Below are 15,460 nucleotides of genomic sequence, written 5' to 3' on the forward strand. Positions count from 1 at the left end.
GCGACATGCCGATGATTCAGCTGACCGTTCCGTCCGGTGCGGTGCCCGAACAGGAGAATGGCGACATGCAACGCGCGCTGGCGGCGGCGTTGCTGCGCTGGGAAGGAGCTCCGGACACCGCGTTCTTCCGTTCGCTCGCGTGGAGTTACCTCACCGAGCTGCCTGCGGGCGCGCAGCGCACCGCCGAGGACGAGCTCCCGCGGTTCCGGGTGGAGGTCACGGTGCCGCAGGGCGCGTTGTCCGAGCGCCGCAAAGCGGGCCTGGTCAGCGAGGTGACCACGATCGTCGCGGAGGCCGCGGGGCTCGCCGCGCACGACTTGCAACGGGTGTGGGTGCTGGTGCACGAACAGCCCGACGGCACGTGGGGAGTCGGCGGTTCGATCTTCCGCCACGAGGACCTGATGGCCCTCGCGAAGGGGGAGCGGGCCGGTGCGTGAGCTGACCTACGTGGCGCGCCGCGAAGTGCGGTGGCGCGACGTTCCCGACCTCGCGGTGGAATCCGCCGGTGAGGCGATCGTGGCACCGGTGGCGGCCACTTCGTGCGACGTCGATTCCGCGATCCTCGCCGGGCACGGGCCGATCGACCCGCCGTTCGCGCTGGGCCACGAGAGCGTGGCCCGCGTCGTGGACGTCGGTGACTCCGTCGGCCACGTCGTGCCGGGAGATCTCGTGGTGGTGCCGTGGTCGGTGTTCTGCGGGCGGTGCGAGCGTTGCCGCGAGCGGTTGTTCGCGCATTGCACGGCGGTGCCGCACATGGCGATGTTCGGGGCGCCGCTCGGCGGGAACTGGGGTGGGTTGTTCTCCGACCTGGTCCGGGTGCCGTTCGCCGATGCGATGCTGGTGCCGCTTCCCGCCGGGCTCGACCCGGTCGCGATGGCGTCGGCGAGCGACAACTGGCCGCTGGCCTGGCGATTGGTCGCCCCGCACCTGGCGGCCCGGCCCGGTGGGCGGGTGCTGGTGCTCGCTCGCGGCAGCATCGGGCTCTACGTCTGCGACATCGCAAAAGCGCTGGGTGCCTCGGATGTGCTCTACGTCGATCCCGACCCGGCGCACCGGGCGATCGCCGAGGGCTACGGTGCCCGCACCGCCGCCGAGATCGAGCCGGTCCGCCACGGCTTCGACCTCGCGGTGGAGTCCACGGGCCGCGTCGACCAGCTGGAACTGGCCTTGCGCTCACTCGCGCCGGAGGGGTTCTGTGAGAGCGCGGGCAACCACTTCCGGCCGGGTGCGCTGCCGCTGCTCGACATGTACCTGACCGGCGTGACGCTGCGCATCGCGCGGGACAACGTGCGCGCCCACCTGCCGGAAGCGCTCGAACTCGCCGGGTCCGGGAGGGTCGATCCGAGCCGGGTGGTCTCCGAGGTCTTCGATTGGGAGCGGCTGCCCGAGGTCCTGCCGGAACGGCATCTCAAGCCGGTCTTCGTGCGGGACGCCGAGCTCTTGAGCGGACGGCCGGGAACGTCGTGACCTGGGAACTCCGTTTCGAGCGGCACGGGAAGTTGTCGTGGCGGGAGCGCGACGCCCCGGTGATCGAGTCGCCGGGCGACGCGATCGTGCGGCCGTTCGTCGCGGGCCGGTGCGACGGTGACACGCTGCCGATCCACCGGCCGGTGTCCCGGGCGATGCAGGCCGGCTTGGCGCTGGGCGTGATCGACCCGGTGGTGGCCTGCATCTGCGGTTCGGTGCCGTTCAAGGGGCCGTTCCCGATCGGGCATGAATGCGTCGGCGAGGTCGTCGCGGTCGGCCCGGAGGTGCGGCGGGTTCGGATCGGGCAACGGGTGATCGTGCCGTGGGCGGTGTCCTGCGGTAGCTGCGAAAGGTGCTCGCGCGGCCTGACCTCGAAGTGCTCCACCGCCGCGCGCGGCGAGCTGGCGGCCTTCGGGTTCGGCTCGGCCAGCGGCCCGTGGGGCGGCATGATCAGCGACGAGATCCGGGTTCCGTTCGCCGAGCACATGCTGGTGCCCGTGCCGCCGGGGGTGCCGCCGCTGCGGGTCGCGTCGGCGAGCGACAACCTCGCTGACGCCTGGCGCGCCGTGGTGCCGCCGTTGGCGGAGCGCGAAGGCGGCTCGGTGCTGGTGCTCGGCGGCGGTGCGAAGAGCATCGGCCTGCTCGCGGCGGGACTGGCCGTCGCCCACGGCGCGAGCGCCGTCGACTACCTCGACGACGACGCGGGGCGGCGGGAGATCGCGGAGTCCTTCGGCGCACGCGCCTGCCCGGCCGGGCGTCGCGGCGGGGAGCACGGCGGCTACGACGTCGTCATCGAAGCGACGTCCGGTGCTGCCGGGTTGCGGCGCGCGCTGCGTTCGGTTGCGCCCGGTGGTGTCTGCACGGCCGTCGGCTACTACGTGGCCACTGGCACCCGCGTGCCCCTGATGCGGATGTACGCCACGGACGCGACCCTCCGCCTCGGTGTCTCGCACGCTCGCGCGTTCCTGCCGGAGATGCTGGATTTCGTGGCCCGGACCGGGTTTCCCGCCGAACGGGTCACGACCCTGACGGCCGACTGGGGCGATGCCCCAGCCGCGTACACGGCGAAGACGACCAAGGTGGTGCTGCGGCGAGACCCGCTCGCGAGTTGATCATGAACGTGTCGAGGTCGGTTTCGAGTGTCCTGCCGTGGTCGCTCATGTCGATCTGGTCACGCCGAGTGCTGCGGCTGCCTGGTCGAGCAGGTGCGGCGGCAGGGGCAGGGCGTGCGGGTCGCGGGGGTCGAGGACGAGGCCGACTCCGGTGGGCACGAATTCGAGGAAGTCCATGCCGGGCATCCCGATCGCGTCGCACTCGCCGATGGTGGCGGCCAGTCGTTCGCGGGTGCTGAACACCGATGCCCACCGGCCTCGTTCGCCGAGGTCGGCGACGTGCAGCAGCGGTGCGTCCTCGCTGGTGCGGGCGTAGAGGTAGGACCGGGCGAGCGCTTTGAACACGGCACGCGATCCGGTCTCGGACCGGTGCGCGCGTTCGGCGACAACGACCAGCTCCGGCTCTTCCGGCATTGCGACGCCTCCTTTCCGCGGTGGCGCGGAGGCTACCGAGGAGGGGACCGCTCCGCGCCGGGTTCGGCGAGATCGGATCCGGAGTTCGGCGTGGGAGAGAGGATCGTCGCTGGGCAGGCGGCGTGGCATGGTCCGGTGGGAACGAGTGCCGAGGCCGCCGGAGGTGTCCGGTGCTTCAGGTGTCGAGCGTCCAGCTGTGTTCGCCGTCCGGTTCGTCCAGCCACACCGCGTGCGTGCCGCCGGGTGCGATGGTCAGCCCGTAGCGGTCCGCGGCCGGTTCGCCGTTGCTCAGCCACCACGAGTATGCGGCGTCGGCCTCGTCCCACAGGTGACGGGGGCCGAGCTGGTGCACGGTCCACGGGTGCTCGCCGCGCACCATGGCGACTTTCGCCCAGGACCGCGAGCGGAGGTCGTGCAGTTCGACGTCGCGGTGCTCGTCGTCGCGATCGTCGACGGTGAGGTAGCAGTGCGGTACGCGCAGGCCGATGGTGAAGGCGGCTCGGGAGAACTCCACCATGTCGAACAGTTCCGGACCGCGCCGCGAGGTGATGGTCCGGTCGGCGGCGGCCAGTTCCGCGTCGGTGGGATCGAGGTGGTGGCGGCGTTGCCCGCGCATCCGCATGAACGCCAGGCGGGTGCCGCACCGCCCGCTCGCGGAGCCGTCCGGGCGAACTTCCAGCCGTGTCAAGGCATCCTCGCCGTAGTCGGTGCCCCACGGGGTCAGGATCAACCCGCCGTCGCGAGCCTGGTCGATCCACGCCTGCGGCACGGCTCGCACCGAGGCGGTGGCGATCACCCGGTCGTACGGCGCTCCCGCCGGGTGTCCGCCGCTGCCGTCGGCGGTGACGACCACGGCTTCGTGGCCGGTCGCGGCGAGTGCGCGCCGAGCCTGCTCGGCCACGTCCGCGTCGATCTCGACCGTGGTGACGTGACCCGCCGAGCCGACTCGTTCGCGCAGCAGCGCCGCGTTCCACCCGGTGCCGGTGCCGATTTCGAGAATCCGCTGGCCTGGTCGCACTTCCAGTGCGTCGAGCATGTCGGCGACGAGCGACGGCCTGCTGCACGAGCTGGTCGGTGCTCGCGCGATTTCGTGGTTCCGCCCGTCTTCGACCTGAGTCACGACGGGTTCGTCGGCGTCGACCAAGGTACGCCACCGCGCGGGCTCGCTCGTGCGGGAGACCGGAGCGAATCCGTCCGATTCCGGGTCGTCGTCCCAGATCACCGGCGGAACGAACGCCTCCCTGGGCACGGGGAGCCGGGCACGCCACGCGGTCACGACGGCCTACTCCTTGCCCTCGTCGCCTTCGTGCTTGTTGCCGTCGTCCTCGCTGCCCCAGGTCTCCCACTTCTCCGGTTGCGGGGTGCCCTGCCCGTCCCGGTCGGCGTCCCGTCTGCCCATCGTTCGCCTCCTGCGCTGGGAAGTGCGTCGAATTCCAGGGTGCCGAACGGAATGGTGCTACGGGAGGCGTGGCCGGGTGAAAGAATCCGCAAGATCGGGTGCGGTGAACTTCCTTGATCCGCAGGCTGAGCGGTGCTACTTCGCGTCGGTGACCAGGACGTGCGTGATCAGCGGGGTCACCTCGATGTCGGCCCACGGCCAGAGCGGCAGGTCGGAGAGCACGTCGTGCAGCTCCTCGGCGTCGACCGCGACCCAGACGCCGACGTTGGACCCCTGGCGGTCCTCGCGGACCGCGACGAGCACCAGCGGGACGACTTCGCCGTGGAGGTGGGTCCGTCGACGCTCAGTCACCACATGAAGGTGCTGCGGGAAGCGGGCGTGGTGCGCTGCCGCTTCGAAGGGACCCGCTGCTTCGTGTCGCTGCGCGCGGACACGTTCGACCGCTTTTCCACCGCTCTGGACGGAGTTCTGCGCTCGATCGCGGAGGAAGCCGCCTGACGATTCGGCGGCGTAGAGTCGATCACGGGTGTCGTCAACGAAATCGGGTGGTCGCCGTGGGAGTCGTGTCCGTCGCCGGGCGTTGGGTCAACAAGGCCGTCGCGCCGCTCGTCGCGCGGTTCGGGAAATGGCCGGACGCCGGCGGTACGAGCATGGCGATCGTGACCTACCAGGGCCGTCGCTCCGGCCGGAAGTTCTCACTGGTCGTCGCCATCCGCCGCACCGAGAGCGGTGCCACGATCAAGGTCGAACTGCCCGACCAGAAGCGCTGGTGGCGCAACTTCCAGGAATCCGGCCCGATCGCCCTCGAAGTCGGCGGCGAGCGGCGCACCGGCCAGGCCCGCGCGGTCCGCGACGAAGGCGGCAAGGTCCACGTCCACGTCGACCTGGACTGATCGGGCCGGAGCGGAACTCGGTGCCGTGCGGCTGTTATCAGCCGCGATCAGCACTCACGCGAGCGCGCTCAGCCGTCGTAGCGACCGGACTTGATCGCGTCGAGGAACGAGACCCACTGGTCGGGCGTGGCCGTGAAGTACCCGGCACCACGATCCTTGGTGTCCCGCACAGCAGCACCACCGCCCGCCCGGCCGACCTCGACGCAGTTGTTCGAGCCGTTGCTGCTCCGGCTGCTCTTGCGCCATCCGCCGGCGGTGGCGGATAAGTTCTTCGCGTGGCGCCCAGAGGCGCCGTCGTCGACTCGGGCGACTTCCACGCAGTTGTTTCCGCCGCTGTAGCTGGACTTTCGCCAGTTCTCGGTGCTGTGATCGTTCAGCATGATCGCGGTTCCTCTCATGAAATTCCGGCAATGAGGTTCGCCGAGTCGGGCGGGCTCAGTGCCGCCTTGCGCAGCGTCTCGACAGCGACTCGATACCTGCTCACCGCTTTGACGTCCGTGATGGTCGTGGACGAGTAGTAGTGCTCCAGCTGCACGACCGGCTTGGCTTGCGCGAACTCGAGCAAGGCCCAGGAACCGCTCATGGCGGGGCCGGATGGACGGTCGATCGGGAGGACTTGGATCTCGATGTTGTCCTGCGTGCCCAGGTGGTTCAGGTGATCGAGCTGTTCGGCCATCACGTCGTGCGGGCATGCCGGGTAGCGGAGTCCTGCCTCGCCGATGATCGCGAGAAGTCGTTTCGGTCGCTTCCCGCTCAGGACGTGCTGGCGGCCGATGCGCTGCTGAGCGCGCTGTTCGGCTTCGCTGCGACTGGAAGCCCCGAACTCCCCGATGATGTGCCGGGCGTAGTCGTAGGTTTGCAGCAGTCCCGGAATCATCAACGGTTCCACGTTGATGATGAGCGTCGCAGTCCGCTCGTATTCGGTCAGTGCTGCCAGCTGCTTGTCGGTCCCCGGCGCGACCCAGTTGGGCTGAAGAGCATCCCGGGCCAGCTCGAGGACTTGGTCGCGTTCGCTTCCGGTGACTCCGAGGACGGCGAGGATCGTCGCGGTGTCCGCTTCGCTCGGGGTGAGTTTCCCGTTCTCCCAACGTGAAACGTGCGAGCCGCTGCGATCTACGAGTTCGGCCAGCTCCCGAGTGCTCATTCCGGTGGCCTGTCGTGCTTTTCGAAGCTCGACCCCAAGCGCGCGAGCCCTTGGAGTGTCTGCGCTGCTCGCCATGTCGAACATCGTAAGTCGTGACTTCCTGCGCCCGGCCTCATCACCCGAAGGTGGATCTTGTCCAGTCAGATGCACGCCGCCATAGTTGATGCATGCAGCACTGGTGACTATGTGGAACGTTGCTTCGTGGGTGGAGCTGATCAAGGGGGTTTGACGTGGAGCAGGAACGGTCAGGCGGGCGCACCGTCGCCGCTTTCCCCGTGCGGGTGCGGTATCGGGCCGGGGCGGTGGGGGAGGCGAAGCGGGTCGTGCACGTGGCGATGCCGTTGCGGGACGGCGATTACCTGGCGCTGTGCGAGGAACGCCTCACCGTCGCCGACGCCGAGGTGATCTCCGATCTGCTCGGCATGCCGTGCATGGCGTGCACTCGGGTCATGGCACTGCGGTCCAGGGTGACGGCGTGCGAGGCGATCGCGCCGGAGCTCGAAGCGGGATGACCGCGTGGGTCAGTTCGGAGTGGTGCTCCACCTGGCACGTGGTGGACCGCGCCGCCGCAGGCCCGGTGCTCGTCGGTGCCTGCGGGCATCCGATCTCCGGACGCGTCCACCGGTTGCTGGACCGGCCGCGCCGCGGTGACGAAGACCGGCGGGAGTGCGCGTCCTGCGTCGCCCTGCTCGCCCCGTGACCTTTCCGAACCCGGTTCGCCGCCGTGCCTTCCCCGGTGGCGGGCCGTGCCCCGCCGGGCCGCTCGCGCCTCCCCGACCACGAGCGCCCGGCGGGGCCTCCACCGGCGCCCGCGTCCTCCCGCGTGGCTGCCGGTGGTGACCGGGCGGCGCCGCGCCCCGCGCCACCCGGTCGGTCTCCCCGCGCGGTCCTCCCACCGGACCGCGCGGGGGGACCACGCTTCTTCCGGAAGAGTCCTTCGGCCCCGATGTGACCTGCGGTTTTCGAGACGTGCGGCGGCTGCGTTCACCGGTGGCGGCGCTCAACATGGGGTCCGGACGCGACCGGGGAGGGCGTGATGACAGGACGGGTTCAGGAGGCCGTGGGCTGGCCGCGGCTGCGGGTCGACGAGTGGGCCGACACGCGCGACACCTTGCAGCTGTGGACGCAGATCGTCGGCAAGGTGCGGCTGGCGCTGGCGCCGATGATGAACCACTGGTGGCAGACGGCGCTGTACGTGTCTCCGCGTGGCCTGACGACCTCGGCGGTGCCGTACGGGCAGCGGAGCTTCGACGCCGAATTCGACTTCTGCGACTACGTGCTGCGCATCCGCTCCGCTGACGGCGAGCAGCGCGAAGTGGTGCTGGAGCCGAAACCGGTGGCGCTGTTCTACCGCGAGACGATGGCCGCGCTCGACGAGCTCGACCTCACCACCGCGATCCACGGCGCACCCAACGAAGTCGAGCGGGCGATCCCGTTCGACGAGGACACCGTGCACGCCTCCTACGACGCGGCGAGCGCGCACCTGTGGTGGCGGCAACTGGTGGCAGCGAACCGCGTTTTCGGGGAGTTCCGCGCCGAATTCCTCGGCAAGGCCAGTCCCGTGCACTACTTCTGGGGCGCGATGGACCTGGCGGTGACCCGGTTCTCCGGCAGGCCCGCACCGCCGCACCCCGGCGGTGCGCCGAACTGCCCGGACGAAGTGATGGTGGAGGGCTACTCGCACGAGCTCAGCAGCTGCGGGTTCTGGCCCGGAGGCGACGGCGAAGGGCTGTTCTACTCCTACGCCTACCCGGAACCCGCCGGTTTCGCCGACCACCCGGTTAGCCCGGCCGACGCGGAATACCTGCCGGACCTCGGGGAGTTTGTGCTGCCCTACGAAGCGGTGCGCACGGCCGAAGATCCGGACGCGACGTTGCTGGAGTTCCTGCGCTCCAGCTACGCGGCGGCGGCCCAGCACGGTGATTGGGACCGCTCGCTGCTCGAAGTGGACCCGGCCCGGCTCCCGTCACCGCGGTGATCGACGCGGGCGACTCGATCAAGACCGAGTCGTCCGCGCCGAGACCTCACAGCTTCTGCAGCGCTTCGGTGAGCAGCGGCGTGAGCTTGTCCAGTGCGAACGGAATGCTGGAGACCGTCGCCGAACCCAGCGCCATCGTCAGGTCGTAGTCGTCGAGCACCAGCAGCGATCCGCGCTTGGCCGCGGGCAGGTTGTTCAGCAGCGAATCCGCCTTCACCGCCGCCACATCCGTGGGTTTCGCGGTGGTGACGATGACGACGTCGGCGTCGAGCAGCGACACCTGTTCCTTGCTGACCTTCACGTTGAACTTGCCGCCGCTGTCCATCCCGTCGATCGACGGCGCCAGCTTCAGGCCGAGCTGTTCCAGCAGCGCCGTGCGGGCGTCCTGCTTGGTGTACGCGGCGTAGGTGCCCGCGGAGTCGGTGCGCACCGTGACGTGCGTGCGCCCCTCGAACAGCGGGTTGGCCTGCCGGGTCTGGTCGATGCGGGCCTGGGTGTCGGCGATGAGCTTGTCCACCTCGGCCTTCTTTCCCAGCGCCTGACCGATGGTTTCGGCTTGCACCCGCCAGTTCACGCCGTAGTCGATGGCGTTCGGCGGCTGCGCCACGACCGGTTTGAACGCGTTGAGCCGGTTGTACTGGTCCTGCGTCAACGCGCTCTGCACGCCGAGGATCACGTCCGGCATCAGTGCGATCACGGCTTCGACGTCGACGTCGGTGCCGAGCTGCTTCGGCTTCTGCTGGCCCAGCATCGGCTCGACCCACGGGCCGACTCCGGACTCCCACGGCCCCCACGGGGTGAGTCCTGCGGGCACGATGCCCAGCGGCAGCGTCACGTCGTGGTCGGTGATGCCCAGCGACACGATCTTGCCGGGGGCGGCGGGAATCTCGGAGGTGCCGAACTTGTTCGGGATCCGCACCGGGAATCCGGGGCCTGCGGCCTGCCCGGAGGAAGTGGGCGAACCTCCCGCGCAACCCACCAGCCCGGCGGCGAGCAGACCGGTCGCGCCGGCGAGGAAACCGCGCCTGCCCAGGCGCGTTCCGCCTCGAAGGGACTCGTCCTGCGGGTGCGTTCGGTCAGCAGTGGTCATCGCGCATCCTTCATCCGGTGCAGTCAAGCGAAGGCTAACCTAACAAACTCGCACGTCAGTGTGGTGTGAGTTGCGCGGCTTCCCCGCTCACTCCTCGGCGAGCTCCCGGCGGGCGAGCGCGGTGCGCCGCGACGGCTGCACGCTGTCGAGCTCCGCGTTGACCGTCGCGCCGAGCAGCACCGCGAACGCCGTGACGTAGAGCCACAGCAGCACGCCCATCGGCGCCGCCAGCGCACCGTAAACGGGGGAGTGCTCGATCGTCACGTCCAGGTAGACGCGCAGCGCCAGGCTGCCGCCCACCCACACCAGCAGCGCCAGCGCCGCACCGGGCAGGTGCTCCAGCCACGGCGCGCGCAGCGGCAGTGCCAGCGAGTACAGCGTGCACAGCGACGCGATCGAACCGATCACGATCACCGGCCAGTACAGCGAGTACACGATCACCGCGGCCTGCGGGAACCAGTGGGCGATCACCGAGGGACCGATCGCCAGCATCGGCAACAGCACGATGCCGCCGAACAGGGCCGCGGTGTAGAGGCCGACCGACATCAGCCGCTGCCGCACCATGTTGCGCTGCCCGCCCATGCCGTACACGACGGAGATCGTGTCGATGAAGACGTTCAGCGCCGCCGAACCGGACCACAGCGCCAGCACAAAACCGATGGAGATCACTCCGGCCCGCCCGGAGCTCAGCACCTCGTCCAGCACCGGTTGCAGCAGCCCGTCGATCGCCTGCTGGGACAGCACCGTGGAGGCTCCGGTCACCAGTGCTTCGCGGACGGCCGCGATGGTGCCGCCGCCGAGCACGTCGGCCAGGTAGCCGAGGGTGCCGACCAGGCCCAGTAGCACCGGTGGCATCGAGATGAGGGTGAAGAACGCCGCCTCACCGGCCAGTCCGGTCAGGCGGTACCGGGCGCTGGCGACGATCGTTTTCTTCGTGAGCCGCCACAGGCCGCGCAGCTGCCGATTCTGCGGCTGCGCGTGCCACAGCCGACCGGCGAACGTCCTCTGCGGTGTCAACACGGTTTCCCCTTCCGGCCCCGCGTCGTTTCCGACGCCGGTCGCGGCCACTCTGAGTTCCACGTCGCGATCAGTGTTACGTCAAAGTGTGGTACGTCACTGAAATCGGTGCGGTAGCGAGGTGATCCGGTCACGGGCGGTGAAATCGGGCCGGATACCTTTGCAGGGAAGATCCGCCGTTCTTGGAGCAGCATGAAGAACTTCCTCGCCGGAGCCCGCACGCTCGGAACGGGACTCGGCCTGATCCTGCGGTCCCCTCGGCTGCTGCTCATCGGTGCGATTCCCGCGCTGATCAGCATGTTCCTGCTGCTGGGCGCGCTGGGAACCTTGCTGTACTTCAGCGGCGACCTGGTGTCGTGGCTGACGCCGTTCGCCGACGGGTGGGCCGAGTGGCTGCGTCAGGCGTTGCGCGTGGTGCTCGGCGTGGCGTTGGTGGGGGCGGCGGCGCTGCTGTCCTCGGTGTCGTTCATCGCGGTGACGCTGCTGATCGGCGGGCCGTTCTACGAGCACATCGCCGAACAGGCCGAGCAGCGCCTCGGGCTCGACACCCGCGACGACGGCGCCGGGCCGGCCAAGCAGTTCGGCCGGGGCCTGCGGGACACGATCAAGCTGGTGCTGGTGGCGCTGGTCGGGGCCGTGCTGCTGTTCTTCCTCGGCTTCATCCCGGCCATCGGGCAGACCGTGGTGCCGGTGCTGGCGGCCGTGTTCGGCGCCTGGGTGGTGGCGCTGGAGATGGTGGGGCTCGTGTTCCAGCGGCGCGGCCTGACCGTGCGCGACCGGCAGCGTTCGTTGTCGGCCAACAAGGCCCGCACCCTCGGCTTCAGCCTGCCCACCTACCTGCTGTGCCTGATCCCGGTGGCGCAACTCGTTGTGATCCCGGCGGCGGTGGTCGGCGGGACCCTGCTCGCGCACCGGTACCTCGACGCCGAGGTAGCCGCCTGACCCGGTGAAACCGGATGGTCATCGGCGCGGCCTACAGTGCGGGAATGACTGTTCCCACCTCGCCTGACGACTCGTACTTGAAGTCGGTCGCGGCCGCGACCGAACGCGCCGTGGCCACCGCCGAGCCGATCCGCTCCGAGTTCGGCGGAGCGTCCGAAGCGGTGCGCGCCCGCGTGGAGTCCCGGCTCGACGAGCAGGCGGCGGCGCTGCTCGGGCTCAGCCACGACCTGCACGCGCATCCGGAGGAGGGGTTCGCCGAGCACCACGCGGTGTCGGCCGTCGCCGATCTGCTGCGCGGCAACGGGTTCGAGGCGCAGGTCGGGGTCGGTGAGCTGCCCACCGCGCTGCTGGCGACCGCGGGCTCCGGCGGCCCGCACGTGGCGGTGCTCGCCGAGTACGACGCGTTGCCCGGGGTGGGGCACGCGTGCGGGCACAACATCATCTGCTCGGCCGGTACCGGAGGCTTCCTCGGCGCCGCTTCCGCCCTGGACGAGGTCGGCGGCAGGCTGAGCCTCATCGGCACACCGGCCGAGGAAGGCGGTGGCGGCAAGGAGATCCTGGCGCGCGCGGGCCTGTTCGACGACGTGGACGCCGTGGTGATGCTGCACCCGTTCTCCCACGACGTGGCCACCCACCCGTTCCTCGGGCGCCGCCAGGTAGACGTGATCTTCCACGGCATCGCGGCGCACGCCTCCGCGCAGCCGTTCATGGGCCGCAACGCGCTGGACGCGGTGGTGGCGACGTACCAAGGCGTGTCCGCGCTGCGCCAGCACATGCCCTCCGGTGATCGGGTGCACGGGATCATCACCGACGGCGGCCAGCGCCCGAACGTGGTGCCGGAGCGTGCCGCCGCCCAGTTCTACGTGCGTTCCGCCGACCCGGACACGTTGCGGGACCTGGCGGATCGCATCGATCGCATCGCCCACGGCGCCGCTGAGATGACCGGTTGCGGAGTGGAACTGGTCTGGGACCGGCAGTACCCGTACCTGCCGATCCGGCACAACGACGCGCTCGCCGCGCGCTGGGCCGAGCACCAGTCCCGCCGAGGCCGCACCTCCCTGCCGCGCGGGGTGGTTCCCGAGTACCTCACCGGCTCCACCGACCTCGGCAACCTCAGCTTCCGGATGCCCGCGATGCACCCGATGATCGGCTTGGGGGATTCCGGGTTGTCCTTGCACACGGCGGGATTCGCCACCGCGGCCGGGTCCGAGGCGGGCGACCGGGCGGTGCTCGACGGCGCGGCGGGGCTCGCCCTCACGGCGATCGACTACCTCGCCGACGACGGTCTGCGCACCGCCGTGCACGCCGAGTTCGAGTCGGCGGGCGGCCCCCTCGATGTCCCCGCCTTCTTCGACTGACCAGCACACCGCCCCAGCCGGCGTTCGGAGTGAGCGCTTCCTTTGGCCGGTCCGACCGGTCGAAGGAGGCATTCACCTGAGCCGACGTTCGGAGTGAATGGCCCGTTTGACCCGGGCGGGTTCTAGCGGTCCTCGCAACACCTTGGATTCGAGGGGTTGTGGGGGCCGTGGTCGTTGCGGGGTTGAAAACGTGGTTTTTCGAGGTGTTGGAGGGTGAAGGGGCCGTTCACCTGAGGAGTTCGTGAGGTGCCGGGTGGACTGGAGCAGCGGTCCTGCCGGTGCCGATGGGGGTGCTGCGTACGATCGGCACCCGTTCGATGGATGAACCCGAAACCCCTGGTGTGTCTACTGTGGACGAATTAGTCAGGTCCTGGAGTGCGGAGCTGCTCGACTCCGGTTCCGCGCTCACGTTGCTGCTCGGTCTCGTCGCGCTCGGCCTGGTGGTCAACCGCGGATCGTGGCGGCTGCTGCGCAACGTGGTGACCATCGCGCACGAAGGCGGCCACGCCGTGGTGGCACTGCTCAGCGGCCGCAAGCTCAACGGCATCCGGCTGCACTCGGACACTTCCGGGCTCACCCTGTCCACCGGCCGCCCGACCGGGCCGGGGATGGTGTTCACCCTGTTCGCCGGGTATCCGGCGGTGTCGCTGCTCGGGCTGGGCGGCGCGGCGCTGGTCTCGTTCGACCAGGCGCGGCCCGCGTTGTGGGCGGCGATCGCGTTGCTGGCGCTGATGCTGCTGGCCATCCGCAACGCCTACGGCGTGCTCTCCATCGTGGTCACCGGCGGGCTGCTGTTCGCCGTGTCCTGGTTCGCCAGTCCGCAGTGGCAGGCCGCGTGCTGCGTGCTGTTCAGCTGGTTCCTGCTGTTCGGCGGCCTGCGCCCGATCGCGGAGCTGCGCGGCAAGCGCACCAGGGGCCGGGCGCCGAGCTCGGACGCCGACCAGCTCGCCCGGCTCGTCCGCGTCCCGGCGGCGGCCTGGCTCGGCATCTGGTTCCTGATCGGCGGTGCCGCGCTGCTCATCGGAGGGCGCTGGCTGCTGCTCATCCCGCAGCTCTGACCACCCCGCCGCGCTCGGCGACCGCGCCAGGTGCCCGACGGCGACTCGAATGGAGTGAACGGACCGTTCGTCCCATGCCCTTGGGCGAACGGTCCGTTCACTCGAAACACGGCGCTCGCGTCGGCGTGCTCGGGAGGGCTTGGGAGTGGGTGAACGGACCGTTCGTCCGATGTCTTTGGGCGAAGGGTCCGTTCACTCGAAACACGGCGCTCGTGTCGGCGTGCTCGGGAGGGCTTGGGAGTGGGTGAACGGACCGTTCGTCCAACTAGATTGGGCGAACGGTCCGTTCACTTCAGAGGTGCCCGGCGCGGCGCCCGGTCGTCGTCGGGGCAGCTTCGGGGTTAGTGGACCAGACCTGTGACGGGCCTGGACGCCGCTCGGAAGTCCACAGTGGCCGGCTCCGGAGCCTTGCCCTGAACCGGTCCCGTGACGCAGCATCACCAGGTGACGACGACCAAAGTTCTCGATCTGCCAGGTGTCCGCCGAGTGCGCCGCATCGGATTCGGCGCCATGCAGCTCGCCGGCCCCGGAGTCCTCGGCCCGCCCGCCGACCCGGCCCGCGCGGAGGCCGTGCTGCGCCGCGCGGTGGAACTGGGCATCGACCACATCGACACCAGCGACTTCTACGGGCCGTGGGTGGTCAACGAACTCATCGCGAAGGCCCTGCACCCCTATCCCGAGGGGTTGGTGCTGGCCACCAAGATCGGCGCCTACCGGGATCACCACGGCGCCTTCGCCCCGCTGGCGCACCCGGACGCGCTGAAGGCCCAGGTGCACGACAACCTGCGCCGCCTGCACCTCGACACCCTCGACGTGGTGTACCTGCGCCACATCGTCGATCAGCCGGGAATCACCTTGCAGGACCAGCTCGGCGCGCTCGTCGAACTGCGCGAACAGGGCCTGCTGCGCGGCATCGGCCTGTCGAACGTGACGCTCGAGCAGTTCGAGCGGGCGCAGGCGGTGACGCCGATCGTCGCGGTGCAGAACGCCTACAACGTGTTCGACCGCGGTTCCGCGGAGCTGCTGGACCGGACCGCCGAGCTGGACGTGCCGTTCGCGGCGTTCTTCCCGCTCGGTTCCGCGTTCGTCGCCGACAGCCGGGTGCGCGGCGACCAGGTCGTGCGGGCGGTCGCGGAACGTCACGACACCACTCCCGCTCAGGTGTCACTGGCTTGGCTGCTGCACCGGTCGCCGAACCTGCTGCTGATCCCGGGCACCTCGTCGATCGAGCACTTGGAAGCCAACTCTTCGGCCGATCGGGTGGAGCTGACGGACTCCGACCTCGCCGAGCTCAACGCCCTCGTGAGCGAAGGCGCGGCCGCGGAGTGAACCCAGTGATGGAGATGCCACCGTCCGGGGGATGATGATCACGAACGTGGCATGGACGGTGGTCGGATGAGGCATGTGGACGGTGCTCCACGTACTGGACATCACCCAGTAGTCTTGCGGGCACGGGGAGACGTTCGGGGACCAACGTGGTGTGACGAACCCGGAGGCTGCGCAGCCTCCGGGCGAGACGCCCGCTTCCTGGTGACCCGCCATCTCCCCCGGGCCGGCGTCAAGTCCGCCGGCGTGGTCGACGGACAGG

General features: G+C 69.9%; 19 protein-coding genes. 12 read left to right on the forward strand and 7 right to left on the reverse strand.

Translation table 11 applies throughout. The annotated features are described in order from the left end of the window. Positions 1-5 precede the first annotated feature (5 nt). Genes H2Q94_RS07460 through H2Q94_RS07470 form a run of 3 tightly spaced genes read left to right on the forward strand, consistent with a single transcriptional unit; the run spans position 6 to position 2,579 of the window. Positions 6-437 carry a tautomerase family protein gene (locus H2Q94_RS07460; protein ID WP_243793523.1) on the forward strand — a complete coding sequence of 144 codons (432 nt, stop codon included), beginning with the start codon at positions 6-8 and terminating at the stop codon, positions 435-437. Then, the gene (locus H2Q94_RS07465; RefSeq protein WP_243793525.1) at positions 430-1,467 is read left to right on the forward strand and encodes a zinc-dependent alcohol dehydrogenase; all 1,038 of its coding nucleotides are present in this window, start codon (positions 430-432) and stop codon (positions 1,465-1,467) included. Before H2Q94_RS07460 ends, H2Q94_RS07465 begins: the two co-directional genes overlap by 8 nt. Next, the gene (locus H2Q94_RS07470) at positions 1,464-2,579 is read left to right on the forward strand and encodes a zinc-dependent alcohol dehydrogenase (protein ID WP_243793526.1); all 1,116 of its coding nucleotides are present in this window, start codon (positions 1,464-1,466) and stop codon (positions 2,577-2,579) included. The genes H2Q94_RS07465 and H2Q94_RS07470 overlap by 4 nt, the downstream gene beginning before the upstream one ends. A gap of 45 nt (positions 2,580-2,624) precedes the next feature. Here the strand turns inward: H2Q94_RS07470 and H2Q94_RS07475 are convergent, their stop codons facing one another. The 3 genes from H2Q94_RS07475 to H2Q94_RS07485 all read right to left on the reverse strand — a co-directional run bounded on the left by H2Q94_RS07475 (position 2,625) and on the right by H2Q94_RS07485 (position 4,743). Next, on the reverse strand, positions 2,625-2,993 hold the full coding sequence (locus tag H2Q94_RS07475; protein ID WP_243793528.1) for an SseB family protein: 369 nt from the start codon (positions 2,991-2,993) through the stop codon (positions 2,625-2,627). 175 nt (positions 2,994-3,168) lie between these two features. Beyond that, complete coding sequence (locus H2Q94_RS07480; RefSeq protein ID WP_243793531.1) at positions 3,169-4,269, reverse strand: methyltransferase domain-containing protein; 1,101 nt, start codon at positions 4,267-4,269, stop codon at positions 3,169-3,171. Positions 4,270-4,527: 258 nt separating this feature from the next. Further along, entirely contained in the window at positions 4,528-4,743 is a 216-nt protein-coding gene (locus H2Q94_RS07485) for a muconolactone Delta-isomerase family protein (RefSeq protein ID WP_243793534.1), read from the reverse strand. Here H2Q94_RS07485 and H2Q94_RS07490 point away from each other — a divergent pair. Continuing rightward, on the forward strand, positions 4,720-4,890 hold the full coding sequence (locus H2Q94_RS07490; protein WP_243793538.1) for an ArsR/SmtB family transcription factor: 171 nt from the start codon (positions 4,720-4,722) through the stop codon (positions 4,888-4,890). The two genes, H2Q94_RS07485 and H2Q94_RS07490, sit on opposite strands and share 24 nt — an antisense overlap. 56 nt (positions 4,891-4,946) lie before the next feature. After that, on the forward strand, positions 4,947-5,285 hold the full coding sequence (locus tag H2Q94_RS07495; protein ID WP_243793540.1) for a hypothetical protein: 339 nt from the start codon (positions 4,947-4,949) through the stop codon (positions 5,283-5,285). Positions 5,286-5,353: 68 nt separating this feature from the next. Here H2Q94_RS07495 and H2Q94_RS07500 read toward each other — a convergent pair whose 3' ends face one another. Together H2Q94_RS07500 and H2Q94_RS07510 are read right to left on the reverse strand one after the other, a co-directional pair. Beyond that, the gene (locus tag H2Q94_RS07500; RefSeq protein ID WP_397545439.1) at positions 5,354-5,683 is read right to left on the reverse strand and encodes a DUF397 domain-containing protein; all 330 of its coding nucleotides are present in this window, start codon (positions 5,681-5,683) and stop codon (positions 5,354-5,356) included. After that, on the reverse strand, positions 5,680-6,648 hold the full coding sequence (locus H2Q94_RS07510; RefSeq protein ID WP_243793541.1) for a helix-turn-helix domain-containing protein: 969 nt from the start codon (positions 6,646-6,648) through the stop codon (positions 5,680-5,682). Before H2Q94_RS07510 ends, H2Q94_RS07500 begins: the two co-directional genes overlap by 4 nt. Before the next feature lie 11 nt (positions 6,649-6,659). On the opposite strand from H2Q94_RS07510, the gene H2Q94_RS07515 reads away from it, so the two are divergent. The 3 genes from H2Q94_RS07515 (at position 6,660) to H2Q94_RS07525 (ending at position 8,407) form a co-directional block, all read left to right on the forward strand. Continuing rightward, entirely contained in the window at positions 6,660-6,941 is a 282-nt protein-coding gene (locus H2Q94_RS07515) for a hypothetical protein (protein WP_243793542.1), read from the forward strand. Then, positions 6,938-7,129 carry a hypothetical protein gene (locus H2Q94_RS07520; protein ID WP_184481106.1) on the forward strand — a complete coding sequence of 64 codons (192 nt, stop codon included), beginning with the start codon at positions 6,938-6,940 and terminating at the stop codon, positions 7,127-7,129. The genes H2Q94_RS07515 and H2Q94_RS07520 overlap by 4 nt, the downstream gene beginning before the upstream one ends. 336 nt (positions 7,130-7,465) lie before the next feature. Further along, positions 7,466-8,407: a DUF5996 family protein gene (locus H2Q94_RS07525; protein WP_243793544.1), complete on the forward strand. Its 942-nt coding sequence runs from the start codon at positions 7,466-7,468 to the stop codon at positions 8,405-8,407. Between the two features lie 46 nt (positions 8,408-8,453). Here H2Q94_RS07525 and H2Q94_RS07530 read toward each other — a convergent pair whose 3' ends face one another. Next, complete coding sequence (locus H2Q94_RS07530) at positions 8,454-9,497, reverse strand: iron-siderophore ABC transporter substrate-binding protein (RefSeq protein ID WP_243793546.1); 1,044 nt, start codon at positions 9,495-9,497, stop codon at positions 8,454-8,456. 87 nt (positions 9,498-9,584) lie between these two features. Beyond that, positions 9,585-10,517 carry a YihY/virulence factor BrkB family protein gene (locus H2Q94_RS07535; RefSeq protein WP_243793548.1) on the reverse strand — a complete coding sequence of 311 codons (933 nt, stop codon included), beginning with the start codon at positions 10,515-10,517 and terminating at the stop codon, positions 9,585-9,587. Between the two features lie 189 nt (positions 10,518-10,706). Here H2Q94_RS07535 and H2Q94_RS07540 point away from each other — a divergent pair, with 189 nt between their 5' ends. From H2Q94_RS07540 to H2Q94_RS07555, 4 genes are all read left to right on the forward strand, one after another. Then, positions 10,707-11,456, forward strand: a complete 750-nt coding sequence (locus tag H2Q94_RS07540; RefSeq protein ID WP_243793549.1) for an EI24 domain-containing protein — start codon at positions 10,707-10,709, stop codon at positions 11,454-11,456. Positions 11,457-11,500: 44 nt separating this feature from the next. Next, entirely contained in the window at positions 11,501-12,814 is a 1,314-nt protein-coding gene (locus H2Q94_RS07545; RefSeq protein WP_243793550.1) for a M20 family metallopeptidase, read from the forward strand. A gap of 317 nt (positions 12,815-13,131) precedes the next feature. Then, complete coding sequence (locus tag H2Q94_RS07550) at positions 13,132-13,872, forward strand: M50 family metallopeptidase (RefSeq protein ID WP_243793551.1); 741 nt, start codon at positions 13,132-13,134, stop codon at positions 13,870-13,872. Positions 13,873-14,316: 444 nt separating this feature from the next. Continuing rightward, positions 14,317-15,201, forward strand: coding sequence for an oxidoreductase (locus tag H2Q94_RS07555; protein WP_258718670.1), 885 nt, complete (start codon positions 14,317-14,319; stop codon positions 15,199-15,201). The last annotated feature ends 259 nt before the right edge of the window (positions 15,202-15,460 follow it).

The sequence above is a fragment of the Saccharopolyspora gloriosae genome (assembly GCF_022828475.1).
GTDB classification, from domain to species: Bacteria; Actinomycetota; Actinomycetes; order Mycobacteriales; family Pseudonocardiaceae; genus Saccharopolyspora_C; species Saccharopolyspora_C gloriosae_A.